Annotated in this window: 19 protein-coding genes; 12 read left to right on the top strand and 7 right to left on the bottom strand. The window is 39.0% G+C overall.

The window, feature by feature from the left end:
- Positions 1 to 36: 36 nt before the first annotated feature.
- Positions 37 to 2,166 carry a TonB-dependent receptor plug domain-containing protein gene (locus R0J88_RS03215; RefSeq protein WP_410899057.1) on the top strand — a complete coding sequence of 710 codons (2,130 nt, stop codon included), beginning with the start codon at positions 37 to 39 and terminating at the stop codon, positions 2,164 to 2,166.
- Positions 2,167 to 2,196: 30 nt separating this feature from the next.
- On the opposite strand, the gene R0J88_RS03210 is transcribed toward R0J88_RS03215, so the two are convergent.
- A complete protein-coding gene (locus R0J88_RS03210) occupies positions 2,197 to 2,364 on the bottom strand; it encodes a DUF2986 domain-containing protein (protein ID WP_410899056.1) in 168 nt (55 codons plus the stop codon).
- Positions 2,365 to 2,534: 170 nt separating this feature from the next.
- Here R0J88_RS03210 and R0J88_RS03205 point away from each other — a divergent pair, with 170 nt between their 5' ends.
- From R0J88_RS03205 to R0J88_RS03190, 4 genes are all read left to right on the top strand, one after another.
- Entirely contained in the window at positions 2,535 to 4,022 is a 1,488-nt protein-coding gene (locus R0J88_RS03205; protein ID WP_410899055.1) for a dipeptidase, read from the top strand.
- Between the two features lie 366 nt (positions 4,023 to 4,388).
- A complete protein-coding gene (locus R0J88_RS03200; protein ID WP_277053492.1) occupies positions 4,389 to 5,024 on the top strand; it encodes an OB-fold-containig protein in 636 nt (211 codons plus the stop codon).
- Positions 5,025 to 5,086: 62 nt separating this feature from the next.
- A complete protein-coding gene (locus R0J88_RS03195; protein ID WP_410899054.1) occupies positions 5,087 to 7,189 on the top strand; it encodes a hypothetical protein in 2,103 nt (700 codons plus the stop codon).
- An 80-nt stretch (positions 7,190 to 7,269) separates the two neighbouring features.
- On the top strand, positions 7,270 to 12,597 hold the full coding sequence (locus R0J88_RS03190; RefSeq protein WP_410899053.1) for a DNA repair ATPase: 5,328 nt from the start codon (positions 7,270 to 7,272) through the stop codon (positions 12,595 to 12,597).
- An 87-nt stretch (positions 12,598 to 12,684) separates the two neighbouring features.
- Here the strand turns inward: R0J88_RS03190 and R0J88_RS03185 are convergent, their stop codons facing one another.
- Positions 12,685 to 13,449: an EAL domain-containing protein gene (locus R0J88_RS03185; protein WP_277053491.1), complete on the bottom strand. Its 765-nt coding sequence runs from the start codon at positions 13,447 to 13,449 to the stop codon at positions 12,685 to 12,687.
- Positions 13,450 to 13,667: 218 nt separating this feature from the next.
- On the opposite strand from R0J88_RS03185, the gene R0J88_RS03180 reads away from it, so the two are divergent.
- Complete coding sequence (locus R0J88_RS03180) at positions 13,668 to 13,847, top strand: 2TM domain-containing protein (protein WP_410899052.1); 180 nt, start codon at positions 13,668 to 13,670, stop codon at positions 13,845 to 13,847.
- Positions 13,848 to 13,916: 69 nt separating this feature from the next.
- On the opposite strand, the gene R0J88_RS03175 is transcribed toward R0J88_RS03180, so the two are convergent.
- The 3 genes from R0J88_RS03175 to R0J88_RS03165 form a co-directional block, all read right to left on the bottom strand.
- Positions 13,917 to 14,354: an OsmC family protein gene (locus R0J88_RS03175; protein WP_410899051.1), complete on the bottom strand. Its 438-nt coding sequence runs from the start codon at positions 14,352 to 14,354 to the stop codon at positions 13,917 to 13,919.
- A 125-nt stretch (positions 14,355 to 14,479) separates the two neighbouring features.
- On the bottom strand, positions 14,480 to 14,617 hold the full coding sequence (locus R0J88_RS03170; protein WP_006791449.1) for a DUF2256 domain-containing protein: 138 nt from the start codon (positions 14,615 to 14,617) through the stop codon (positions 14,480 to 14,482).
- Between the two features lie 2 nt (positions 14,618 to 14,619).
- Positions 14,620 to 16,149, bottom strand: coding sequence for a deoxyribodipyrimidine photo-lyase/cryptochrome family protein (locus R0J88_RS03165; protein ID WP_410899050.1), 1,530 nt, complete (start codon positions 16,147 to 16,149; stop codon positions 14,620 to 14,622).
- Positions 16,150 to 16,333: 184 nt separating this feature from the next.
- Here R0J88_RS03165 and R0J88_RS03160 point away from each other — a divergent pair, with 184 nt between their 5' ends.
- The 4 genes from R0J88_RS03160 (at position 16,334) to R0J88_RS03145 (ending at position 21,240) form a co-directional block, all read left to right on the top strand.
- A complete protein-coding gene (locus R0J88_RS03160) occupies positions 16,334 to 16,942 on the top strand; it encodes a flavin reductase family protein (protein ID WP_410899049.1) in 609 nt (202 codons plus the stop codon).
- 43 nt (positions 16,943 to 16,985) lie between these two features.
- A complete protein-coding gene (locus R0J88_RS03155) occupies positions 16,986 to 18,911 on the top strand; it encodes a prolyl oligopeptidase family serine peptidase (RefSeq protein ID WP_410899048.1) in 1,926 nt (641 codons plus the stop codon).
- A 140-nt stretch (positions 18,912 to 19,051) separates the two neighbouring features.
- The gene (locus R0J88_RS03150; RefSeq protein WP_410899047.1) at positions 19,052 to 20,494 is read left to right on the top strand and encodes an ATP-binding protein; all 1,443 of its coding nucleotides are present in this window, start codon (positions 19,052 to 19,054) and stop codon (positions 20,492 to 20,494) included.
- A gap of 74 nt (positions 20,495 to 20,568) precedes the next feature.
- Positions 20,569 to 21,240 carry a response regulator gene (locus R0J88_RS03145; RefSeq protein WP_006791444.1) on the top strand — a complete coding sequence of 224 codons (672 nt, stop codon included), beginning with the start codon at positions 20,569 to 20,571 and terminating at the stop codon, positions 21,238 to 21,240.
- Positions 21,241 to 21,273: 33 nt separating this feature from the next.
- Here R0J88_RS03145 and R0J88_RS03140 read toward each other — a convergent pair whose 3' ends face one another.
- A complete protein-coding gene (locus tag R0J88_RS03140; protein ID WP_008132303.1) occupies positions 21,274 to 22,128 on the bottom strand; it encodes a PA4780 family RIO1-like protein kinase in 855 nt (284 codons plus the stop codon).
- A 292-nt stretch (positions 22,129 to 22,420) separates the two neighbouring features.
- On the opposite strand from R0J88_RS03140, the gene R0J88_RS03135 reads away from it, so the two are divergent.
- Positions 22,421 to 22,696 (top strand): EF-hand domain-containing protein, encoded by a 276-nt coding sequence (locus R0J88_RS03135; protein ID WP_008132299.1) that lies wholly within the window; start codon positions 22,421 to 22,423, stop codon positions 22,694 to 22,696.
- 12 nt (positions 22,697 to 22,708) lie between these two features.
- Positions 22,709 to 23,164 carry a hypothetical protein gene (locus tag R0J88_RS03130; RefSeq protein WP_008132298.1) on the top strand — a complete coding sequence of 152 codons (456 nt, stop codon included), beginning with the start codon at positions 22,709 to 22,711 and terminating at the stop codon, positions 23,162 to 23,164.
- Between the two features lie 57 nt (positions 23,165 to 23,221).
- Here the strand turns inward: R0J88_RS03130 and R0J88_RS03125 are convergent, their stop codons facing one another.
- On the bottom strand, positions 23,222 to 24,598 hold the full coding sequence (locus tag R0J88_RS03125) for an FG-GAP repeat domain-containing protein (RefSeq protein ID WP_410899046.1): 1,377 nt from the start codon (positions 24,596 to 24,598) through the stop codon (positions 23,222 to 23,224).
- Positions 24,599 to 24,604 lie beyond the last annotated feature (6 nt).

Here is a 24,604-nt window from a genome sequence, read left to right as displayed (position 1 = left end):
TAATTAGTTCAACTATTACAGTGGCATAATTATAAAATGGCAGATTTAAGCACGACTCCAAACACACATTTATTAACCCCCTTGGCTTTATTTATAAGCAGTATATTTTCTCCTGTAGTTTTTGCAGACGACACCTCCTTAGAAATTATTGAAGTTCAGGGACATTCGCAAAATAAACATCTTGCACTTGGCTCAGCAGAGTCATTATTAACCAACTTAGGGGTAGACTTTTCTGCTGCGGGTGGGGTGTCAAACTTACCTATTTTAAATGGCCTGATGGGCGATAGAGTAAAAGTATTAGTAGATGGCGCAGATGTAACCGCTGCATGTGCTAATCATATGAACCCACCACTTTCGTATGTTTCTGCTAATCAAATTACGTCTTATCATGTCATTGCGGGTATATCAGCGGTAAGTGCCGGTGGCGATAATATTGCAGGGGTGATAAGCGTAAATACTATTTCACCACAGTATAGCCAAAGTAATGAGCTTAACTGGCACTCAGGCTATGTATCTGCTCAATATAGTAGCGTAAGCAATGCGCGAAAAGTGGGGGTAGGAGCACGTATTGCGAGCAATACCCTGAGTTTTAATTACCAAGGTGCGTTTAGTGATGCCAAAAGTTACGACGACGGAAATGGAGACTTGGTATTAGATACCTTGTATCGCGTGCAAAATCACACGCTATCTGCAGCAATACGAGACGAAAAACAACAGTTTGTTATTAAGCTTACACATCAAAAAATACCTTATCAGGGCTTTGCTAATCAGTATATGGATATGACTGATAATACAAGTTATGGCGCTACAGCCCAATACAAGCGTGTATTGGAAAACAGTGAATTGGAAGCCCAACTTAATTGGCATGATGTTAAACACGAAATGGGCTTTTTTAGCCTTGAGAAAACCGGCATGATGCCAATGAATACCGATGCGCGCGATATAAGCTCGCAAATTAAATGGCGTTTAAACCTAGATAGCAATAGTAGCCTATTACTTGGGCAAGCATTTTATGATTACCGAATTGATGATTGGTGGTCTGCTGTTGAAGGTTCCGCCATGATGGGCCCTAACGATTACATTAATATAAATAATGGTCAGCGTAAGCGTATTGCAGCATTTGCAGAATTTGAGAGCCAAATAAATACTAAGTTGTGGTTAAATTCAGGTATACGTGTTGAGCATGTAAATACTCGTGCTGACGATGTTCAGCCATATAACGAAGGTATGGCAATGATGACTATGAGCGCCATGCCAATGCAGCCCAGTAACGCAAGTGCCGCTGCTGCTTTTAATAGCAAAGAGCACGATAAATCAGACACGGTGGTTGATATCAGTGTATTACTTAATTATCAGCTTACTCATACTGACGAGCTACAGCTTGGTCTTGCTCGCAAAAACAGAGCACCTAATTTGTATGAGCGATACAGCTGGGGTGTGAGCAATATGGCAACCACCATGATTGGTTGGTACGGTGATGGCAATGGCTATATAGGCAACCAAAATTTAGAAGTAGAAACCGCGCATACAATAAGCTCTACTTATATTAAATCGGCTCAAAACGACGACTGGCGGGTCAGTGCTAACATTTGGTATACCAATGCATCTGACTACATTGACGCAGATCTCGTCAGGTCTTTCAATCGATTTGGCTTAGAAAATACGACACGCAATATACTTAAATTTACAAATACAGATGCGGTATTGTATGGCGTTAAATTAGATTTAACCGCGAATATACATGAGTCTAAAGCACTTGGTAATTGGCAATTAAATGCCAATATTACCAATACGCGCGCAAAGCGAAATGATACCAACCAGCCGCTTTATCAAATAAAACCACTGCATACCAAGCTTGCAATTAACCATCAACTCGGCCGCTTTGAAAATACGCTATCGTGGCAATGGAATGATGCTAAAACACGCGTCGATAACAACCGATTAGAAAACCAAACCGACAGCTACAATATTGTAAATTTAGGTTCAAAAGCGTCATGGGGCGACTTAACGTTAAGTGCACAAGTGAGTAATTTATTTGATGAGTACTATCAACTACCGCTTGGTGGGGTGAGTATTGCGCAGCTTAAAAAAGGCGAAAGTACTGGTTTTGAACAGCTCGCAGGGCAGGGGCGTTCGTTTAATATTGGGATGAGTGTCGCATTTTAATGTGATTTTATAACTATAACCAAGAGTCGGTTATTCCTGCTCTTGGTTATCATCGCTTTGAGTTATTGAATTTTGCTGCTCAAGCTTTTCTCGATCAGCTTTTGACACATACGCAGGCTTATTACTTTTATGTAATTTAGCGTTAGCGCGTTTGTCTTTCTTTTGAAACTTAGTGACTATTTTTTTACGACGATTCACACTGATTTACCCCAATTATTTTAAGCCACCTATTATACCGCTATCCATATTAAAGCTGCCATATAAATATTTACACTTAATAGTTTGTTAAATTACCGCAAAGCGCTATTTGTAACGCTATGCGGGCGCTATAATTAAAGCCCTTAGTTATTAATTAAATGGAATAAGTTTTGAAAAAGTTAGCTTTAGCAAGTGCTCTTTTGTTCGCGTTTAGCGCGCACGCACAGTTACATAAAAATATTGATAATGTTGCCGATTACGCTGTAGATACCTACCAAAATGCGCAAGTACACACGCTAACTAACTTAGTTGCTTTTCCTACAGTAAATAAAGATTCAATACCCGCACCACAAAACCCAGATTTTATTAACTTTAAATCGGTATTAAAAATGAAAGCTGCAGAGCTTGGGTTCGACTATCAAGACCTCGGTTACACTGTGCTTATTGGCATGGGTAAACAAACAGACAAGGTAACAGTGGTAACACACGGTGATGTACAGCCAGCTAATGCGAGTAAGTGGAAGCAAAACCCCTTTATTATTGATACCTCAGAGCCAGGTAAATTAGTTGGCCGTGGTACCGAAGATGACAAAGGCGCTATCGCTACTGCGCTTTACGCCATGAAAGCGATTAAAGATAAAGGTATAGAGCTTGATAACCGCATTGAGCTGATGATTTATCTGGCTGAGGAGTCTGATTGGGGCCCACTTACTGAGTTCATGAAAACATACGAGCAACCAAAGTATGCAGTAACCATTGATGCATCATACCCGGTAGTGGTTGCTGAAAAAGGTTGGAGCTTAATTTCTCCTACATTTAACGCCATATCAGATCAAAAAGCAGTGTATGTAAGCGACCTTGCTGGTGGTGCTTTCAAAAGCCAAATACCAGAAGACGCAAGCTTAGTACTGCATAATGCAAACAACGCACTAGTAAACCAATTAAAAACAAAAGCCAAGCAACTAGATAAAGTTGAATTTAACTTTAGTAAAAAAAATAACGCCATTGCCATTAATGTAAAGGGCATGTCTGCCCATTCTTCTGAGCCCGAATCTGGTGTGAACGCCATTGCACATTTAGCCGAGCTATTTGATGGAATCGCACTTGAAAACAATAGCGATGGACAACTTATTAAATTTGTAAATCAACTGATAGGGCTAGATCTTCACGGTAAGCAGTTTGGCGATATTGCCTATAAGCATGACTTTATGGGCCCAATGACCGTAGCTCCAACCGTCATTGAGCGCAGCGGGAATAAGCTAACATTAGCTGTTAATGCTCGTCGCCCTGTTGGTAAAAGTGAAGGTGTATTAAAGCAACAAATAGAGACAGCCGTTAATCAATGGCAAGCTAACAATAAAATTACACTCGAGAGTATAGATACAGTGATAGGCAACCCTATGCTGTTAGACAATGCGCCGCATGCACAAAAGCTACTTGATATATTTAAGCACTTTACCGGCGACGAAAAAGCCGATTTTGTATCAATTGGCGGAGGCACTAACGCAAAACTATTTGATAATGCCGTATCGTTTGGCCCATCAATGCCTGGTAAACGTTATACAGGCCACTCTGAGCATGAATTTATTACGCTTGAGCAATTGGAGCTTAATTTACGCATGTATACCGCGATGATGATAGAGCTAGGTAATATGTAAGCTCATAAGTGTTTTAATATGAAAGCCGCCTTGCTTAACTAGTAAGGCGGCTTTTTTGTATCTGTTAAAGTTGGGACACGAAGCGAATATTGTATTGATCGTAGTTATTATTATCAGTGTAACTTGCAGTGATATAGTAGCTATCGTTAAAAAGTCATACGTGCAGATAGAATACTTCAATCTAAAAGTAAGTGAGCTAAATTGACCGTTGAAAAATGCCTACAAATAGTGGGTTTATAATGAGGTAATTAAAATAGAGGTGAGCTATTTACAATTCTTTATAAACCACTGGCTAATTATTATAAAAAACTTAACAAACTCTCTTCAAAATGGTAAAAATCATACTGTGTAAATGTATTAATACAGATGGATAGCAGTAATATGGACTTTTTGAATTTAGCACTTACGTTTCCTACCATTATTTTCACGGCCCTGCTTTTGGTTGTAATCCTTTTTTGGGTGATCACTTTATTAGGGTTTGCTGACATTGATATGTTTGAATCTGATTTAGACATAGAGCCCGGTTCATCTAGCTCAAATAGCGCCCATTCAGCGTCAAACTTTGGTTTTGGCAGTATTCCTATTACGGTATCAATTAGTTTAGTGGTTATGCTTAGCTGGCTAATTAGTATTTATGCACATAAGTTTTTTGCTTACCTACTTGGTGATGGTGTTTTATTTTATGTGTTTGGCTTAGCGATGCTGGTAGTAAGCGCGATTATTGCTTTACCAATTGCAGTTATTATTTCAAAACCATTACAACGCTTTTTCTCAAGTGTAGAAACTTCTCGCAGTAGCGACTTATTGGGTCTTGAATGCACGGTTGTTACTGGAAAGGTGACGCCAACGTTTGGTCAAGGCAGAGTTAATTTTCAAGGCACTGAGCAACTCATTGAAATAAGATCTCATGATGAATACCCCTTCAGCGCAGGTGATACGGTAATATTACTTGAGCATATAAAAAAGCAGCATTGTTATATTGTTACTGCCAAACCTTGGTAACACAACGCCGTTTTTTGCTGTAAATAACACATAATAAATCGATAATTACGTTAGGACATAACATGGAATTTTTAGATAACTTACTACCTATATTAACGTTTGTAGGTATAGCGATAGCGGTCATTTTTGCTATTTTGTTAATTGTTGGCAAGTTTTATCGCAAAGTGGAACAAGGCCAAGCTCTCATTATAAATAAAATGAAAAGTGAGCCAGACGTTACCACTACCGGTGGCATTGTTTACCCTGTTATCCATAAAATGGAAGTGATGGATATTTCAACAAAGCGCATGGTACTTGAACGTAAAGACAAAGGCGGCTTGATTTGTAGAGACAATATACGTGCCGATATCGCCATTACGTTTTATATTCGTGTTAATGAAAACAAAGACGATATTTTACGTGTAGCAAAGCAAGTAGGTTGTGCACGTGCATCAGAGCATGAAACGCTGCAAGAATTATTTGAAGCTAAGTTTTCAGAGGCACTTAAAACGGTTGGTAAGCGAATGGATTTTGTTGAGTTATTTACTCACCGAAACGAATTTAGGGACAACATTAAAGAAGTGATAGGGCAGGACTTATCTGGCTATACACTTGAAGATGTTGCCATTGATTACCTAGAACAAACGTCGATTGAAAAGCTTGATTCACAAAATATTCTTGATGCAGAAGGTATTCGTCGTATTACCGAAATGACGGCAGCGCAAAATGTATTAACCAATCAGTTAAAATGTGATGAGCGCGCAAAAGTAGAAATACAAAACCAAGAAGCCACTGAGAAATCACTTGAAATAGAACGCCAAAAGCAAGATGCAATGTCGCGTCAAGTTCGTGAAATTGAAACCGTTAAAGCGCGTGAACACGCCGAAGCTGAAAAAGTACGCCACGAAGAGCGTTTAAAATCAGAGCAGGCTCGAATTCAATCTGAAGAATCAATTGGAATTAGCGAGCAAAATAAGCAGCGTGAACTTGATATTGCAGAGCAAAACCGACTGCGAGTACTAGGTATTGAAGAAGAAAAAGTTTTACGCTCTCGTGAAATAGAAGTGATTGAACGAGAAAGAGAAACTGAAATTTTACGTATTAACAAAGAAAAAGCACTTGAAGTAGAACGCAAAGAAATTGCTGATGTAGTGCGCGATCGCGTAATAGTCGAAAAATCGGTAGCTGAAGAGCAAGAGCGTATTAAAGATGTGCAGGTTTTAGCAGGTGCAGAACGTGAAAAAGACGCCATTATAATCCGAGCTAAAGCGGAGGCAGAAGAAGCACTAGTTAAAGATATTGAAGCCGCAAAAGCGCAAGATCAAGCGGCTGAATTTAAAGCCCGTGAACTTGAAACAATGGCTAATGCAGAGCTGCGTATTGCTAATCAGCAAGCTGAGTCTAAAAAGATACTTGCTCAAGCACAACAAGTTGAAACAGCGGCACAGGGCTTAGCTGAAGCAGACGTAATTACAGCTAAAGCACAAGCAAACGCAATGCAGGGTGAAGTGGATGCCAAGGTACTTCGTCAAAAATTAGAAGCCGAAGCGCAAGGTAACCGTGAGATTGGCTTGTCTCAAGCACAAGTACAAACAGCCATGGCTGATGCGAATGAGAAACAAGGTGAAGTTGAAGCCATTAACCTTGAGCGTAAGATGCTTGCTGAGGCCAAAGGTCTTGAAGAAAAACTACAGGCGCTAAATGCGATGGACCAAGATGCCCGTGACTACGAAAGCTTTACAATGCAACTAAACCAGCAAAAAGAGCTAGTGCTGGCTAAAATTGAGGCAGGCAAAGATATAGCAGAGCATCAAGCTCAAGTGATGAGCAAAGCACTAGGCGATGCCGATATTAATATTATGGGCGGCGATGGCCAGTTCTTTAACCAGTTTATGAGTGCTATTAGCTTAGGTAAATCAATAGATGGTTTAGTAGATGAAAGCAAAACAGTACAAACTGTATTTAAAGATCACTTAAATGGCGATCGCAATTTAATTGAGGATTTGAAAGGAGTATTAGCGGGCGCTAACGGCTCAGCTGAAACCATGAAAAACCTTAATATGAGTAAATTATTAAAGCAATTGAGTAACACCACAGCTGCTGAAAAAAGCCAATTACTAAGTATGCTAGGGGGCAATATGGGCAGCGGCCTTGACGAGAAAATAAAACTCGATCCGCAAGACTAACTCCCTCTCAATCTATAGCCGTAATTTATTTACGGCTTTTTTGATCACACATACAAAAGTAATACTGCAGGAAAGGTTTAATGACGGACTCAACACAACATGCTTTAGAGCAGGGATCGTACGATTTAATTAAGCGTCGCTTAAATAATTTTGGCGCAACACTCAAAACGCAAACAGATAACGTTAATTCGCAGCGTATTAGCGAGTTTGGTAGTACAGAGCTTCAAGTTAAAGGGCGCGTGCGTGCGCGAACCGAGCAAAACTGTACGCCTCGCGATATTGTGATTGTAGGCGACAAGGTTATTTTTGCTTACAACGTGTTTTTGGGTCTGAAAAAAGAAACCTCAATTGATGATGTATTTAGTGTGCACAAATTGGTTCAGCAAGAGGACCACTTTGAGATTGAACCCTACCCAGAAAAAACCTTATTTTTAACCGATACCCGTTTTATTCGCGATTTTGAAGAGCTTTATACTTACTACAAGCAAACCAAGTTGCAGCACCTATATCAGCAAAACGGCAAGTTATTTGCGTTGTTTCAGATTGGTGAAAAGCTCTCTGACGTACGAGTGTTTAGATGGGAGATACACTCAGATAACACTATTCATTATATTGATAATCGCGGTGAACGCGATATAAAGCACGCACACGATTATGATTTTGAATGGCAAGAAACAGACCGCAGTGATCATGTTGAAGGGCGTCACGGTCATATAAATATTGCTGATACCGTATTTGTTGAAACCATTGGTGGCACGCTCACCATAAAAATAGAAAACAGCACCGAAACCGGTGAAGGTATTCATCAAGAACCCGTTGAAGATAAAAACCAATCGCTTGCTGATAGCGAGGTTGAATATGCGCAAGTGGGTGACTTGATTTTACTTAAAATTTTGCCATACCGAGAAAAGCAGTGGCGCTATTTTATTTTTAACAGCCGCACTTTGCAGGTTACGCGTCAAGATGCCATTGGTAGCGCATGTGTTACGCTGCCCGAAGACCACGGTATTATTTTCCCCGGTGGTTACTATTTGCAGTCGGGACAGGCTCGCTCATTTGAAGAACAAATTGATGATTTAGAATTTCATCGCCAAGTTAAATCGCCCAATGGCGAAGATGTATTGTATGTATTTTATGAGCCAAGCGAAGGACGCTATGCTTTATTTGCTTACAATATTATTGATAAAAACTTACAAAACCCAATTTACTGTCACGGTTATGGTATTTACAACGATGGCATAGCGTTAACCTTCAAAGCCGATAACGAACAAGCTGAACGCGTACACCCAATCCAAATATGGCAAAGCCCATTTGTATCAGCTGAGTTTGCCGCCAATGCACCTGCTTTAACGAGTTTTTTTGGAAAAATTGGTAACCCCGATTTAGTACGCGGTATTTCAGATTTATATAGTGTATGCAAAGCGATTAACGAGCAAAGCCCAAGTTTGTTTCACTACGAAGATATGATATCGCTGAGTCGAAATATATTTGATCGCTATCATTGGCTTAATGAAAATGAGTTTGCTGACATAGCGCAAAGCTTGCACAGTATTTTTGAGACAGCTGAACAAGTACTTGATGAGTTTGAAAAAGTAACTGAAATACAGAACAAAGCTAAGCAAGCACTTGCAGATATAACTAAACAGTACACAGAAGTAACACGAGAGGTCCGCCCCGATAGCTTTAAAGCGGTGTCTGAATTTGTTACGGCAATAGACGCGTTAAAAGTACTAAAAGGGCAAATAATCAGCCTTGAAGATATTAAGTACATAGACACAGATGCGCTTAACCAGTTACAAGCTGATGTAGATGAGCATTTGAGCGGTGTAAGCCAGGCTACTGCAGCTTTTTTGCAGCAATCAACAGCACTCGAACCGTATCATAAAAAGTTAAAAGAGCTCGAAGAGTTAAGTGCTAAGAGTGAAAGCGTAACCGAACTCAAAACCTATGTTGCTGAGCTTGATAAACAAAGTGTGGAACTTGATTTACTTAACCACACAATGCTTGATTTAGACATAGACGATAGCCGTATTCGCACCCAAATTTTAGAAGATATTAGCGGTGTATATGCGTTAGTTAATAGGGCAAAAGCAGGCATAGAAATACGTCAAAAAAGCTTAGGCAGTGTTGAGGCTAAAGCTGAGTTTGCCGCTCGTTTTAAACTATTTTCACAAAGTATTACTAATGCATTAAATAATGCAAAAACCCCTGAGGCGTGTGACGATCAATTATCGCGTTTGCTAATACAGCTAGAAGAGCTCGAGTCGCAATTTAGCGATTTTGATGAATACCTCAGCGAAATAATAGCCAAGCGAGACGACGTTTACGAAAGCTTTGAAGCACATAAGCAAAGCTTAATTGATGCGCGTCAGCGACGTGCGCTTAATTTAGCAAATGCCGCAGAGCGTATTTTACAGGGCGTTAATCGACGTTCGCAAAGCTTCACTGAGTTAGATGCGTTAAACACCTACTTTGCAGCTGATCCGATGATCAGCAAGTTACGAGCACTTACGCAAGAGTTAAAAGATATTGGCGACGAAATACGTGCCGATGATATTCAGTCAAAACTAAAAGCAAGTAAAGATCAGGGCATTCGCTCATTACGTGATAAACAAGATATATTTACCGATGGCGGTAATACGGTAAGTATAGGTAAACACGCATTTAGTGTTAATAAGCAATTACTTGATTTAACGTTACTGCCTCGCGATGAGCAGCTAATGCTGCATTTAACAGGGACCGATTACTTTGAGCCGATTACCGACGCAAAAAGTGTTGAAACATTAGCGCAAAGCCGTCACTTGTGGCAGCAAGCGCTCGTGTCTGAAAACAGCACTATTTATCGTGGTGAATATTTAGCTGCGCAAATTTTATTAGTCTGCGAAAATAGTGAGCATGCACTTACATTTACACAATTACAGCAAGCTAAAGACAACGGTACGCTTTTAAATGTAGTGCAAAAATTTGCAGAGCCCCGTTACCAAGAAGGTTACGAAAAGGGCATTCACGATCATGACGCAAGCGCAATAATAGAGTCGTTACTTAATCAAAAAAGCACCCTTGATTTACTCATTTACCCAGTGAGTTGTAGGGTAGTAGCGCAGCTTTACAGCGCACAATTGTCAGCAGAACAGTTGGCTACTTTTTATCACCAAGCAAAAAATGCATTGTTGATGGAAACGCACTTTGGTGCAATTAACTTTATTAGCGCTTTAACATCTCAACTGAGTGAATATATCAGCGAGTTTTTAAATACGATACCTCGTATGCTTGTGCACTTTAGTAATTTATCAAGTGAGCTCAGCGCAGCATATTTAATTAAGCAATTGGCGCAGCAAAAAAGTGCAGATGAGCCTCTGTTTATAGTATCTCAGCAAGCTAAAAACCTTGCCGAGCAGTTTAATAGTGATGCAAATAGTAAGGGGTTTAGCAAAGAGCTAACCCAAGCTAATACCACACTTAATAGCACAGATGAGCGCGGTCTACTTTATTTAAGTTGGCTAAATGCCTATTGTTTACAACACAGTAATATTAGCGCTGAAGTTCAAGCTGAAGCTGCGAATTACCTTCATTTAACAGCCTCTACTTCTTTCAAATACAGCGTTTTAGATGTAAATGCCGATTACACTGTTAGTGGATTAATGGGGCAGCATAAGCAAATAAGTGAGCAAACACTTCAAGTTGATTATGCGTCGTTTTATGCACGCACGCGAGAGTATATTACTGAACAAGTCCCTGCCTTTGAGCAATACCATTCTCTACGCAGTGAAATTTTAGCTGAGCAAAAAGAGCGCTTACAATTAGATGAGTTTAAAGCGCGGCCTTTGAGTTCATTTGTGCGAAACCAGCTTATTAATAAAGTGTACTTTCCAATTATTGGCGATAACTTAGCAAAACAAATTGGCTCAGCGGGTAAAAACAAACGCACCGATTTAATGGGGATGCTATTACTTATATCGCCGCCTGGTTATGGTAAAACTACGTTAGTTGAATACGTGGCTAACCGCCTAGGCTTAACATTTGTAAAAGTAAATTGCCCGTCAATAGGGCACGACCAAGTATCACTTGACCCATCTCAAGCCATTAACGCAACTGCCGAAAAAGAGATTGCTAAAATCAATCAAAGCTTTGAAATGGGCAATAACGTAATGCTTTATTTAGATGATATTCAGCATACAAACCCTGAATTTTTACAAAAGTTTATTTCGCTATGTGATGGCTCGCGTCGAATTGATGGCGTGTGGAATGGCAAAAGTAAAACGTATGATTTACGTGGTAAAAAGTTTGCTGTGGTTATGGCGGGTAACCCCTATACCGAATCGGGTGAGAGCTTTAAAATACCGGATATGCTTGCTAACAGGGCCGATATTTATAACTTAGGTGATAAGTTAGCAGGGTGCGAGCAAGAGTTTGCAATGAGCTTTATAGAAAATGCCCTTACATCTAACTCCGTGCTTGCACCGCTGGCAAACAGAAATATGGACGATTTATACAAATTTGTGCGTATTTGCCAAGGTGAAGATATACCACTTAACGAGCTTGAGTATGGTTACTCACAAGCTGAGGCCAACGAAATTAAAGCGGTAATTAATAAACTGATCACTATTAGAGACACCGTATTAAAAGTAAATGCGCAATATATTGCTTCAGCTGCGCAAGACAACAACTACCGTACAGAGCCGCCGTTCAAGCTACAAGGTAGCTACCGTAATATGAATAAAATGGCTGAAAAAGTTGTAGCAGCTATGAATGACGAAGAGCTCGAGAATTTAATTTACGATCATTACCGAGGTGAGGCTCAAACACTCAGTAAAGGCTCTGAAGAGAATCTACTTAAGTTAGGTGAACTGCGTGGTACTGCTACAGCGCAAGAACAAGCGCGCTATGAGCAAATTAAAGGTGACTTTGTTAGGTTAAATAAACTTGATGGTGCAGGTAGCCCGGTAATGATGGCGGTTGAGCAAATGGGATATTTGCATGAGGCGTTAGAGGGCATTGCAAGTAAGCTTAGTAAAAGTAACTTAAGTTATGATTACAATGCATCAATTGGCACGGTTGGCGAAGGTTTGGCCAATTTAGATAGCTCTCAGGGCTTTAATGTACTTAATGAAACACTTCAAAGCTTATTACACCAAGCGCCAGATAAAAGCAGTGTTGCAGAGCTAGTTAGTGTCATTGAGAAAAGTAGCGCACATTCTCAGTTAAGCGATCTCAATAAAACACTCAATGCTAACAATGTTAATCAAACAATTACGATGTTTGGGCAGCAGTTAGGTGAGGTTATTGCACAAAATAGTAATCAGGACGAAATTAAAGTGTTAACTGAAACCCTAAGTCAGGCAATTGCTAGTAATGATATAAAACAGCAATTAACCCAATTAGTGCAGGCATGGTCAGGTAAGCAGTAGGTTAGACTTAATAGATTAATGCCGCTTTACAATGAGCGGCATTAATCAAGCTTTGTATAAATTTAAGGTGTGCGATTATTCTCTACTTTACAAATCAAGGTTCACATTGGGTAAGCACTCAAAGCCAGGCTTTGCAAATAAATACCCCTGCATGAGCTCAACCCCCGCGTGTTTAAGCCACACGTATTCTTCTACTGTTTCTATACCTTCAGCCAGTGCTGTAATATTTAAATCTTTAAACATATTTAAGCAGTGGGTTACTATTAATTGGCGTTTTTTATCGCTGTTTATATCTCGTATAAGTGCCATATCTAGCTTAATGATATCTGTTTGAAAGTCAGCAAGTAGATTTAAGCCAGAGTAACCTGCACCAAAGTCGTCTGTGGCGGTTTTAAAGCCTAATGATTGGTAATAATCAACTACACGCTTTATATGTGCAGTATCTTCTACTTTTTCTACCTCGGTAAATTCAAACATGATGTTTTTAATAGGAAAATTATACTTTTTAGCCGCCTCTAATGTAGTACGTATGCAGCGCTCAGGCTTATAAATAGCGTTGGGTAAAAAGTTAATGCTTAGCATTGAGGTAATGCCTAGTTTGGCTGCAAGTTCAATTGCTTTAATACGGCAAAGCTGGTCAAACGCATAGCGGTTACTTTCGTTTACCTTAGAAATAATAGAATAAGCAGATTCGCCGTTTAGTCCTCTCACTAATGCCTCGTAGCCAAAAATATTGTTGCTTTGGCAATTTATGATCGGTTGAAACGCCATTGAAAAATCAAACCCAAGTGTGTTTGCATCTTCACAGTTACTGCAGGTAACTTTTGTGCAATTTGTTGATTTTTCATTCATTTAGTTCGGCCTTTTTAATATAAGCATTTAAGGTTAGTTTAAGTTCGATCTTAACACAAACAAGTTAAAGTATGAGTTTTTATATTTTAAGTAGTAAGAAGTAACTAATAAGTAAGCCCTAATTAATGACACTTGTCATAATATTGAGTGACTTTTAACAGCTGTATTTGTTTTGTTTATGCTTAAAAATAACCCTATACACAAAGAGGAGAGTAAATATGAATACATCAACATTTTTTGAAAATCTAAAGCGTTATTTAGCTGTATTAGCATTGTTAACAGTCATTAATTTAATTTCCTCGCCAAATTATTTATGGGTAATATGGCCGGCGTTGGGTATGGGGATTGCACTACTTAACGATTTATTAGATTTAAACAACTCAAAAAGGGTTGGCTAATGAATGCAAAGCCAAGTAAAAAACTCACTTGGCTTAAGTTGCATATTATTGAAAATAACTATGAGTCGGTTATGAGGCGCTATCGAGTGTTGCTTTAAGTGAAATTTCGGTATTAAGCAGCTTTGAGATAGGGCAGCCTTTTTTAGTTTGCTCACATAAGGCCTGAAACTGCTCATTAGCTATGTCACTAATACGTGCTTTTACTTCAAGTGCTATATGCGTCACTGCAAAGCCATCGCCTACTTCATCAAGGCTTACCGTTGCTTTGGTATCAATTTTATCGGCTGTAAAACCAGCATCACCTAATGCAAGCGACAGCGCCATGCTAAAACAGGCACTGTGTGCGGCACCTACTAGCTCCTCAGGGTTTGAGCCTGGCTCATCTTCAAAACGGGTATTAAAGCCGTACGGCTGTTTATCAAGTGCACCACTTTGCGTTGAAATACTGCCTTTGCCTGTTTTAATATCGCCAGACCAGGTTGAGTTTGCCGTTTTTTTAATCGTCATCATCTTCTCCTTGTTTAAATGTAAGTTTTTCAGATTAGGTAAGCGTTATTTACAAAAAGCTTAAATAAAACCGAAAAAACATTAATTTCAGATGATGTTGCAAAATAGACGCCAGTAAATTGCAATCACTTTTTATTTCGTTTACACCGCTCTGAGCAATAAATGACATTGTCCCAATCTCGTTGCCATTTTTTACGCCACGCAAACGGTTTATTACAGATAGGGCAAATTTTTTGCGGTAGGTTTAGTTTTTTATGCGCCATAGTTACTTAACCTGAGTGTTATTTTTAGCGGTGTTTTTATTTTTTACTTTGCTTGTGTTTGGTGTGATTGCAACATGCTTTCTAAGTATTTTCCCTATGGCACGTTTAACTTCAGGACGATCTCGGTATTGCCATAATCGCTCGCGGGCGTCTTTTGAGGCGAGTGTTAAATCAAGCATAGGCTCGGGGTAATCTTCACCCAGTTTAAAATCGTTAAAAAGCGCTTCCATTGGTGTTTGCTCCCACGGCTCGTGTAAATATTCAATAGGGAGCTTTTCAAGTTCAGGGCACCACTTTTTTATAAAGGCGCCTGTTGGGTCCTGATCTTCAGATTGCTTTATCGGGTTGTAATGGCGAATGGTATTAATACCCGTAACCGATGCCTGCATTTGAATTTGCGGATAATGAATACCTGGTTCAAAGTCTAAAAAATAATTAGCTAATGGAAAGCTTGCTTGCTGCCAGCTTATATTTAAATGGTGTGTTACAAAGCTCACCAACATAGCGCGCATTCTAAAGTTAATATAACCGGTGGCCTTTAAGCAGCGCATGCATGCATCTATTATAGGCACGCCTGTTTGCCCCTGCGCCCAGCGCTCAATGTCACGCTTTACATGTTTATCGGTACGATACGGAAATGAATGATAGCCCGGGTTTAATGCTTTAAACTCCATAGTGCATTCGCTTTCAAATTTTTGCATAAAGTGGCAATGCCAATGCAAACGAGATACAAAAGCAGCAAGCGGGCGCTTCCAACCTTTTTTATCGGGATGGTTTGAATGATAAACGTCAATCGCAGTTTGATAAACTTGCCTAAGGCTTATATTTCCCCATGCTAAATATGGCGATAGTCTAGAGCAATGGGTGCGGCTTAAGCTAGGGCTAGATATTCCTTTTTGATAGCCTTTACCGCGCTGGGTAAAAAAACTTTGCATAACTTCTCTTGCATGAAGCGGGCCGCCCTGCTGAAAATTGTCATCATCTTGAGTGTAAGTTTCAGGTAATTCTGGATTGTTATAATTTTTAAGTTTGACGGTATTAACATTCTTCCAATTGGGTATAGCAAGCGGAGCCTGCATTGTTTTTTGCCAGCGTTCGTTCCAATTGTCACGGTTTTTTTTACCACGAATAACAGCGCCTGTTGGCGATTCTTGCCAGTTAATATGGTTATGGTGGCACCAAGCTTTAATTGCTAAATCGCGTTCAAAGGTATTATTTAGCCCTATTTCTTGGTGGCTAAAAATATATGATATTTCAAACTGCTTATTAAGCCTTTGAAGCAGAGTTTGCATGTTCTCATTGAATATATACACCTTTGCATTAAAGCGCGCTAATTGAGAGTTTAAATCAACAATAGACTGGTACACAAAGCGCCAGTGTCGTTCATTATAATGTGCATCCTCAAGCAGAAGTGGTTCAAAGTTGTAAATTAGTAAGGTAGGTAGGCCAGTATCAAACGCACTTTTTAATGGCTGATGATCGCTTAGGCGTAAATCGCGTTTAAACCACACTATATTTATTTTTTCACGCATTTAATTTACGACTCTTAGCTTAAATTAGTATATTAATGTTCACGTTATTTGGTTTTTTATTGCGTTTGTATTTTCATTAACAGGTACTGTTTGCTACAAAAAACGCAATAAAATAAAAAGTTAAAGTTGTTAGTACGTAAAGGTTTTAAATTGCGATTTAGTTTTAATAAGAATAAGGAAAAATATGTTTTTAGATTTAACTAGTAATGCTGATCACAATGTATATTCATATTTAGTGGGCGGTATAAGCCCGCGCCCCATTGCATGGATCAGCACGTTAAGCGAAAAAGGGATTGCGAACATTGCCCCTTACTCATTTTTTACCGTAGCAAGCTGTAATCCCCCTGTATTAAGTGTTACTCAGGTAAATCCGCGTGTTCACGCTAACAAAGACACGTTAACTAATTTACTGGCTACTAAAGAGTGTGTGGTCAATATTGTTAGCCATAACTTAGTTAAACAAATGAACCAAAGCTGTGCCAATTACCCCAATAACGTGAGCGAGTTTGATGAAGTAAATATACAACAGGCGCCAAGTACATTAGTGAGCCCGCCAAGTGTAGAGGCTTCTAAAGTACGCTATGAATGTACCTTGCGTGATGTAATTACGGTTTCAGAAAAAGCCGGTGGCGGAAAAATGATGTTATTGGATATTGTTGGTATATGTGTTGATGATGAAATATTAGTAAACGGTTATATTGATCCTGCTCGATTAGAGGCTGTAGGGAAAATGGGTGGCGATTACTTTAGTACGACAAAAGATAAATTTGTTCTTAAGCGCCCTCAGTTATAGAATACGGACCTGATTTAAAAACATAAAAATAAAAGGACTTTTGATGCGTAAACTTATTGCTGCTGCATTGATCACTCTTATTAGCTTTAATACTCTCGCCGAACAAGATAAAAAATTGCCGATAGAAGCCTTTGCGGGCTTAAAAGACTTTAGCCAAGTAAAGCTTTCGCCTAATGGTGAAAACCTTGCCTTTGTAAGAAACAACAAAGGCACTTTAATTTTAATGGTAAAAAACTTTAAAACAGGTGTTATTACTCCTATTTTACAGTCTGACAACCAAACTGTATTTTTTGACTGGTATAGTTGGGCGAATGATGATGTTCTGTTGCTTGGTGCACGCCATATAAAGTACCAATTTGGTGGTGCTAAATATACTTCAACACTTATGTATGCTTATAACTTAACTAACGATAAAGGCATTAAGTTGGCTATGAGGGGAAATGCCGCTCGTGGCGAGAGACAGCCACAGTTTGCCGATAAAATTGTTAGTTTTTTACCTAAGCAAAAAAATAAAATTTTAGTGCAGGGTGACTTTAAAATAGCTAATACTCCTGCGGTATACGAGTTAGACCTAACCACATTGCGCAGAACGCAAATACAAAGGCCTCGTAATAATGTTACAGCGTGGTTTTCCGACAGACAAGGCAATGTGCGAATCGCTAAAATAATGGACGATACTCAATTTACTTATGAATTACTTAACGCTGAGACCGGAGACTGGGACACGTTATTTGATTACGAAGTATTTAGTGAGCAAAGTATTTCTATATTAGGGTTTGATAAAAACCCTAACCTTTTATATATCTCGGCTTTGCACAACAGGCGAGATGCATTGTTTAGACTTAACCTAACTACTAAAGAGCGCGAGTTAATTTACAGTAATGATAAATACGACTTTGATGGTTCTATTTTTTATTCTAGCAAAACAGGTGAGGTTGCAGGCTTTACTGATTCTCATTTAGAGGACGGGGTAAACTACTGGGATGCAGATTTAGATAAATTGTACCGTTCGCTACGTGCATCGCTCGCTAAAGATGAGTACGATCTTGACATTGTAAGCACCACCGAAGACCAACAAAAGTATATTGTTTACTTTACCTCAGACAGCACCTCTGGCATGTACCTTCTTGGCGATAGAACTAAAAATGAATTGTCTTTACTTGCTCATGCTTATCCGCAAATTGATGAAACAGTATACGGCGGTAAAGAACGCATTAGTTACAAAGCGAGAGATGGATTAACCATTGAAGGTTATTTAACGTTGCCTGTAGGGTATAAAAAGGGCGACAAATTACCCACTATAATATTTCCGCATGGTGGTCCAATGGCGCGAGATTACGCTAACTTTGATTATTGGACTGCATTATTGGCTTATCATGGTTACGCTGTATTACAGCCAAACTTTAGAGGCTCAAGCGGATATGGTTATGAGTTTTTAATGCAATCTATTCAGGGTTTTGGTTTAGCCATGCAAGACGATTTACAAGATGGCGCCAATTGGCTTATTGAACAAGGTATTGCACAACCTGAAAAAATTTGTATTGGTGGCGCAAGTTATGGTGGTTATGCAGCGTTAATGGCGGTTGTTAAGCACCCTGAAACATTTAAATGTGCTGCCAGTTTTGCAGGCGTAAGTGATTTAGAACACCTTGTTTTTAAAGCGCGTTACTTTACCAATAAAGAAATAGTCAGAAAACAGTTTGGTACAGACGACGATATGCTAGAAGCTAACTCTCCTGTAACGTATGCAAAGCAGATTAACCGACCTATATTATTGGTTCATGGCAGTGATGACAGTGTAGTGCCTGTTTACCATAGTCGGGAAATGGAAGATGAATTAGACGATGAAAATAAAGACGTTACTTATATTGAGTTAGAAGATGGCGATCATTATTTATCGCATCAAGCACATCGCGTTAAAACGCTGCAGGCTTTTTTAGATTTTTTTGATAAACATTTAAAAAACTAAACAATACAAAGGCGACTTAGGTCGCCTTTTTTGTACAATTTTTTAAGTAGGTGCACATTGTTTGCACGTTTAGTTGTTAAACTTATTTAAATATGGCCAAGTTATAAATGGCGGTTTAATTTTTAGGTGAACGCTTCCCAATGAAAATTCACAATAAACTTTTTTTAATTTTGTTTAGCTTTACCTTTAGCATTATTGCGGGGCTGGTGGTGCTCATACAATGGAGCATAGGCCAAGGTGTTATTGATTATGTGAATGCAAAAGAAATAAAAGCACTTGAGCCGCTTGTTACAAAGCTCGCAAAGCAATATGAAAGCAGTGCCTCGTGGGACGAAGTCATCCGTGACAATAAAAGTTTTAGACGCCTTGTTGAAGCCGAGTTACAAAGCAGCCAATTTTCTGAATTTGCAGAGCGCCCAAGTCCTAGAGGCCGGTCAATGAGGCCACCACCACCTGAACGCGGTCGTTTTGATATGAAAGGCCCTCCCAGACCAAACGATATTGCTCATTACGCGTTACTTGATAAAAATAAGCAACCGATAAGAGGGCGTTATCTCGATGAACTCACCTATATCAATACGCCAATTACTGTTAACAATATAGTCATTGGTTATTTAGCTGTTTCAAAAAGAGATAATTTAGTTGATGGCTACGAGCTTGATTTTTTAGAACAGCAAACAGACTACTTATGGTTTATTGCTATAGCTGCTGCGTTATTTACGTTGCTGTTAACTTTTTTACTATCACGGCATTTAGTAAGCCCGGTAAAAAAAATAGCAACCGGGATGCATCAGCTTACGCAAGGTCACTTCACTACTAAGCTGACTCTTGATAGAAAAGACGAATTAGGCCAATTAAGTGAAGATTTTAATACACTGGCCTTTACACTAGCTAAAGATGAGCAAGTACGTAAACGGTGGTTAGCTAATATTTCTCACGAATTAAGAACACCAATGAGTATTTTGCTGGGTGAACTTGAAGCAATGTTACTTGGGGTACGTGAGCCTAATACCAAAAATATTAGTTCAGCTAATGATGAGGCGATGCATTTAAAGCGCCTAATAGATGATTTACATATGCTAAATAGTGCCGAATTAGGGGGGATGCATTACACCATGCAGCCAACCGATTTAACAATACTGTTAAATACAATCGAGCAAAAATATCAGGTTATATTTGAGCAGCATACAATCAAACTTTATCTATTAAATAGTGCTCAATACGCCAATGTTGAGGCTGATAAAACACGGCTACTGCAGTTGTTTGATAATATTTTAATGAATGCAGTTCATTATGCTCAGTGCACGACTATTTCAATAACTGCTAAAAACATAAGTAAAAAAGGGCAGTCATTTATTGAGCTGAGTATTGAGGATAATGGGGTTGGGGTAGAGTCTTCACATTTAGCGCATTTGTTTGAATACCTGTATCGAGTTGATGGTGCGCGTAACCGCCAAGAAGGTGGTTCAGGCCTTGGTTTATCAATCTGTAAACATATAGTTGAAGGTCATAATGGTGAGATAGTCGCAGAAAAAGCGGACCTAGGTGGTTTAGCTATTATTATACGCCTGCCAACCATTTAACAATGTTTAAACCTAATCTTTAAATTGCCTACTTTATTAAGTGGTTTGAATTTACGTTACGAATAGAGGTGCCAATGAGTGAACACATTTTGATAGTTGAAGATGAAGAAAAATTATCTAATCTAATGAGTGATTTTTTAATGAATCATCATTTTAATACTCATCAAATACACCATGGGAATGACGTACTTCCATGGCTTGAAATTAATAGGCCAAGCCTTATTTTGCTAGACGTAATGTTACCAGGTCAAAGCGGAATCGAATTATGTAAAGCGATTAGGCGTTTTTCTAATGTGCCTATTATTATGGTATCGGCCAAAGTGGAAGAAATAGATCGCTTGCTAGGGCTTGAGTTAGGCGCAGATGATTATATTTGTAAACCGTTTAGTTACGCAGAGTTGGTTGCGCGGGTAAAAGCTATTTTAAGGCGTCTCAACGTTTCAGCAGTACAAACATCGGTAATGCAATTAGATGAAACCACCTATAAAGTAAAATACCAAGATAACGACATTGAGCTAACTAACTTTGAGTTTCAGTTGTTTAAACCTTTGTTTAATAACCCGAGTAGAATTTATTCACGAGATAGCTTAATGGATACCATGTACACCGATCAGCGTATTGTGAGTCATAGAACGATTGACAGCCACATAAAAAAATTGCGTAAAAAGCTGGATGAATTAACTAAAACAGAGAGTGTGATTCAATCTGTTTATGGGGTAGGTTATCGCTTTGTACACCCGCAATAAGGGAACAAAGCGATTAACAAAAACGTTGGCGTTTTATTCTTCGTCTGAAAAGTTAATGCGCGCTAGTCGCTCTTGCTCTTCATCGGCTGCAGCTTGTATCTCGTCTAGTACTGAATCAACGTCTGCTTCTTCGCTGTCATCTTCAAATTCACCGGTGAGTATAGAATTAGGTGTAAGTTTTGCCTCTTCAAATAGCGCCCACATTTCTTTAGCGTATTGGGTATTTAACAACTCAGGTGCAAACTCACTATAGTAACGACGCATGTTGTTTACGTCACGAGCAAACATGGCTTCAGCGCTATTGTTAGCAGACGCATTTACAGCTTGCGGTAAATCAATAATCACAGGGCCTTTATCGTCAACAAGCACGTTAAACTCTGATAAGTCTCCATGAATAATACCCGCGCACAGCATAAGCATAATGTAATGCATCATCAGTGTATGTTGTTTTATAGCTTCCTCTTTACTCATACTTACATGGCCTAGCTGCGGCGCAACATCGCCTTCGCTGTCAGACACAAGCTCCATAAGTAAAACACCATCAACACAAAAATATGTATCGGGTACACGCACACCGGCTCTAGCTAAACGAGAAAGAGCATCAACCTCAGCATTTTGCCAAATTTCTTCTTCTAACTGGCGCCCGTAACTTGAGCGTTTTCCCATTGCGCGAGCTTGGCGACCACCGCGAACTTTTCGGCCTTCTTGGTATTGTGCGGCTTTTTTAAAACTGCGTTTAACAGCATCTTTATAAACCTTTGCACACCGAATGTGTTCACCACAGCGAACTACAAATACATCGGCTTCTTTACCGCTCATTAGTCGGCTAAGTACTTCGTCAATTAAACCGTCATCGATAAGGGGTTGTAAGCGTTTTGGTGTTTTCACAGCTTGCCTGCTAAGTGGAGTTGGTTATTAATCATTATTTAAGAAAGTGCTCTGTAATTAGTTGTTTTATATGCTCAAGCAGTATATCAGCTTTGAGAATTAAGGGCAGTATTACGCGCATTTACACATGCTTGCGTTAGCTTATCTGCTGATTGTAAATTGAGCAACCAGAACGCCCTAGAACACATCAATTTTTTAAATTATTTAATACTTCCTTATTATTTGCACATTTTTTGCGTTTTTAAGGTGTAAGTTTACGGTATCAACACGCCCTAAATATAAGGTTATTACTATGAAGCATTTAACATCAACGGCAATGATTGTATTACTTAGCATTGTTTTTTCGGCCAATATTGCTGCAAAAGGAAGTAATAACAAACCGCCTAAGCCAGACTTTTCAACTCTCGACACCGATGGCAATGGTGCAATTAGTTTTGATGAATTTAATACTAAAAAGCCACCTCACGGTGACGCTCAGACTATTTTTGATGAAATTGATGCTGACGGTAATGGGGAAATCAGCGAGCAAGAATTAAGTGAACATAAACCACCTCGTCGTGAACGTTGAAAGGAAACTTACATGATCAATTCAATAAACAATAACGCTACTAATTTTATGCCGCAGCAAAAAAGCCAAGCTGTATCGCTAACATCAGAACAAAGTGATTTTGTAAAAGAAACGCTAGCGCAATTTGATCCCGAAAACTTAACCTCTGAAGATGCAAAGAGCATTCAAGCTGCGTTTGAAGAGCAGGGTATTTCACCCACTAAAGAGCTAGCAGAATTAATGAGCGAGCTTGAATTTGATGCTAAAAGTATTGGTGATGCTGGCCGACCTGAAGGGCAAAGACCGCCTCCACCGCCACAAAATTCACTAGAGCAAGTGAATACAGAAGATGTAGTAAGTTACCTTGATGAATTACTCGAGCAGTATTCAAGCCAAATAAACGATGAAGATAAAGACGCTATACTATCGGCTGTTCAAGAAAAGTTTGGCTTGTCTGAATCTGATTCGTTACTCAGTATTAAAGCGTAAATATGTGTAAAAGCTGACACAAAAAGCCCAGTAATACTGGGCTTTTTGTGTAGGTGGTTAGTTTAAGCGGGTTTTAATTTTACTGGTGCCATCTTCTTCGGTAAATTTAAATACAAAGTCTTTTTTACCGTCTTGGTTAATGTCAACTAACAAAATATCTTTACTTTTTTTAGGTAGGGTTAATTTTATTTTTTTACGCTTTTTGTTCAGCAAATTGTTCTCTTCGCCGTAGTAAACATAGAGCGTTTTTTTGCTGTATTTATATACCGCATCAGTTTTGTCATCCCCGTTTATATCGCCTATGTATAAGGGTGGGGTTGCATCGCCATTGCTCATATTTATTTCCATCTCAAGGTCAATTTCTATACTTGATTTACTAGCAAATGAGCCATCGGTTTGTTGCTTATAAATATTCATTTCTACATCTACGTCAGTTTTACCACCGCCCATAGCCATAGAGGCAATAGTGCCAAGGCCAATGTCTAAGTCCATTGTTTGCAGGTCTATTAAGCCATCGTTATTAAAGTCTGTTTCAAATACAAGCTGACTAGGGCCGCTGGTATTTAACAATTTAATAGGTGTTTGACTGAACCCTGTTTTATTACCTAAGTAAAGGTTATGCGCTATGTCAATATCGAGCGAATCCATACCTTCCACTGGTTTATATTGCTTGGTAATAAAGTCTAAATAGCCATCGTTGTTTATATCAAGAAGCTGCTTTATTTTGCGTTTTTCACCGTTACTAAGCTCGCCCAACTCAATATTAAAATTAACGTCAGCCATGGCTTTGTTGTAACCATTAGTATTTGCGTAAAGCACATCGGCGCCTTTTTTATTTAAAAACACTAAGTCATTTAGGCCGTCGTGATTAAAATCCGTAATTGTAGGTTGGTTATTAATATCAACCTCAAGGGTGAGACCATCTTTTGAAAAGTCACCAGTAAACTGCGTCTTTTTTTCAAAAGTATGAGGGGTAAATTGGCCGTTGTTAGTTTGAATATAAAGGGTTGTTTGGTTTAAGTCTGGGAGCAAAATATCACTCAGGCCATCTTTGTTGGCATCAATGATAAAGTTTATTTTTTCAAACTCTGTTACTTCTAACTGGTTTATTACTGATGTATATGCAAATAAAAGTGAAGGTTTTTCTTTATCCGCTTTGTAAATGCCGTCACTTGCTACCACAAGCGCTTGCTTATCATTTGTATTCGCAAGTGTTGCCACGTCAAAACCAATTGCATTGTCAGGCAGAACGAGCTGAGAGTTTTGTGCTGATAGTAAATCAATGCGCTCTAGCTGCTTAAGCTCTTTGTTAAAAGCAAATAATGTTGTCGAGTCGGTTGTTACTAACCCTTCAGTGGTTTTAATCGACATGGTTTGCGCTAATAAAGTACTAGGCGCAAGCAATATAAGTAATGCACTAAACGGTTTTAACATGGTAAA

This window comes from Pseudoalteromonas sp. SIMBA_162 (assembly GCF_046535955.1).
Taxonomy (GTDB): domain Bacteria; phylum Pseudomonadota; class Gammaproteobacteria; order Enterobacterales; family Alteromonadaceae; genus Pseudoalteromonas; species Pseudoalteromonas marina.
The sequence above is the reverse complement of the archived record's forward strand: the minus strand, read 5'-3'. Positions and strand labels throughout refer to the sequence as shown.

Coding starts and splice junctions, on each gene's coding strand:
- R0J88_RS03215 (WP_410899057.1), top strand. CDS start 37: ATGGCAGATTTAAGCACGACTCCAAACACACATTTATTAACCCCCTTG.
- R0J88_RS03200 (WP_277053492.1), top strand. CDS start 4,389: ATGGATAGCAGTAATATGGACTTTTTGAATTTAGCACTTACGTTTCCT.
- R0J88_RS03195 (WP_410899054.1), top strand. CDS start 5,087: ATGGAATTTTTAGATAACTTACTACCTATATTAACGTTTGTAGGTATA.
- R0J88_RS03190 (WP_410899053.1), top strand. CDS start 7,270: ATGACGGACTCAACACAACATGCTTTAGAGCAGGGATCGTACGATTTA.
- R0J88_RS03185 (WP_277053491.1), bottom strand. CDS start 13,449: ATGAATGAAAAATCAACAAATTGCACAAAAGTTACCTGCAGTAACTGT.
- R0J88_RS03180 (WP_410899052.1), top strand. CDS start 13,668: ATGAATACATCAACATTTTTTGAAAATCTAAAGCGTTATTTAGCTGTA.
- R0J88_RS03175 (WP_410899051.1), bottom strand. CDS start 14,354: ATGACGATTAAAAAAACGGCAAACTCAACCTGGTCTGGCGATATTAAA.
- R0J88_RS03170 (WP_006791449.1), bottom strand. CDS start 14,617: ATGGCGCATAAAAAACTAAACCTACCGCAAAAAATTTGCCCTATCTGT.
- R0J88_RS03165 (WP_410899050.1), bottom strand. CDS start 16,149: ATGCGTGAAAAAATAAATATAGTGTGGTTTAAACGCGATTTACGCCTA.
- R0J88_RS03160 (WP_410899049.1), top strand. CDS start 16,334: ATGTTTTTAGATTTAACTAGTAATGCTGATCACAATGTATATTCATAT.
- R0J88_RS03155 (WP_410899048.1), top strand. CDS start 16,986: ATGCGTAAACTTATTGCTGCTGCATTGATCACTCTTATTAGCTTTAAT.
- R0J88_RS03150 (WP_410899047.1), top strand. CDS start 19,052: ATGAAAATTCACAATAAACTTTTTTTAATTTTGTTTAGCTTTACCTTT.
- R0J88_RS03145 (WP_006791444.1), top strand. CDS start 20,569: ATGAGTGAACACATTTTGATAGTTGAAGATGAAGAAAAATTATCTAAT.
- R0J88_RS03135 (WP_008132299.1), top strand. CDS start 22,421: ATGAAGCATTTAACATCAACGGCAATGATTGTATTACTTAGCATTGTT.
- R0J88_RS03130 (WP_008132298.1), top strand. CDS start 22,709: ATGATCAATTCAATAAACAATAACGCTACTAATTTTATGCCGCAGCAA.
- R0J88_RS03125 (WP_410899046.1), bottom strand. CDS start 24,598: ATGTTAAAACCGTTTAGTGCATTACTTATATTGCTTGCGCCTAGTACT.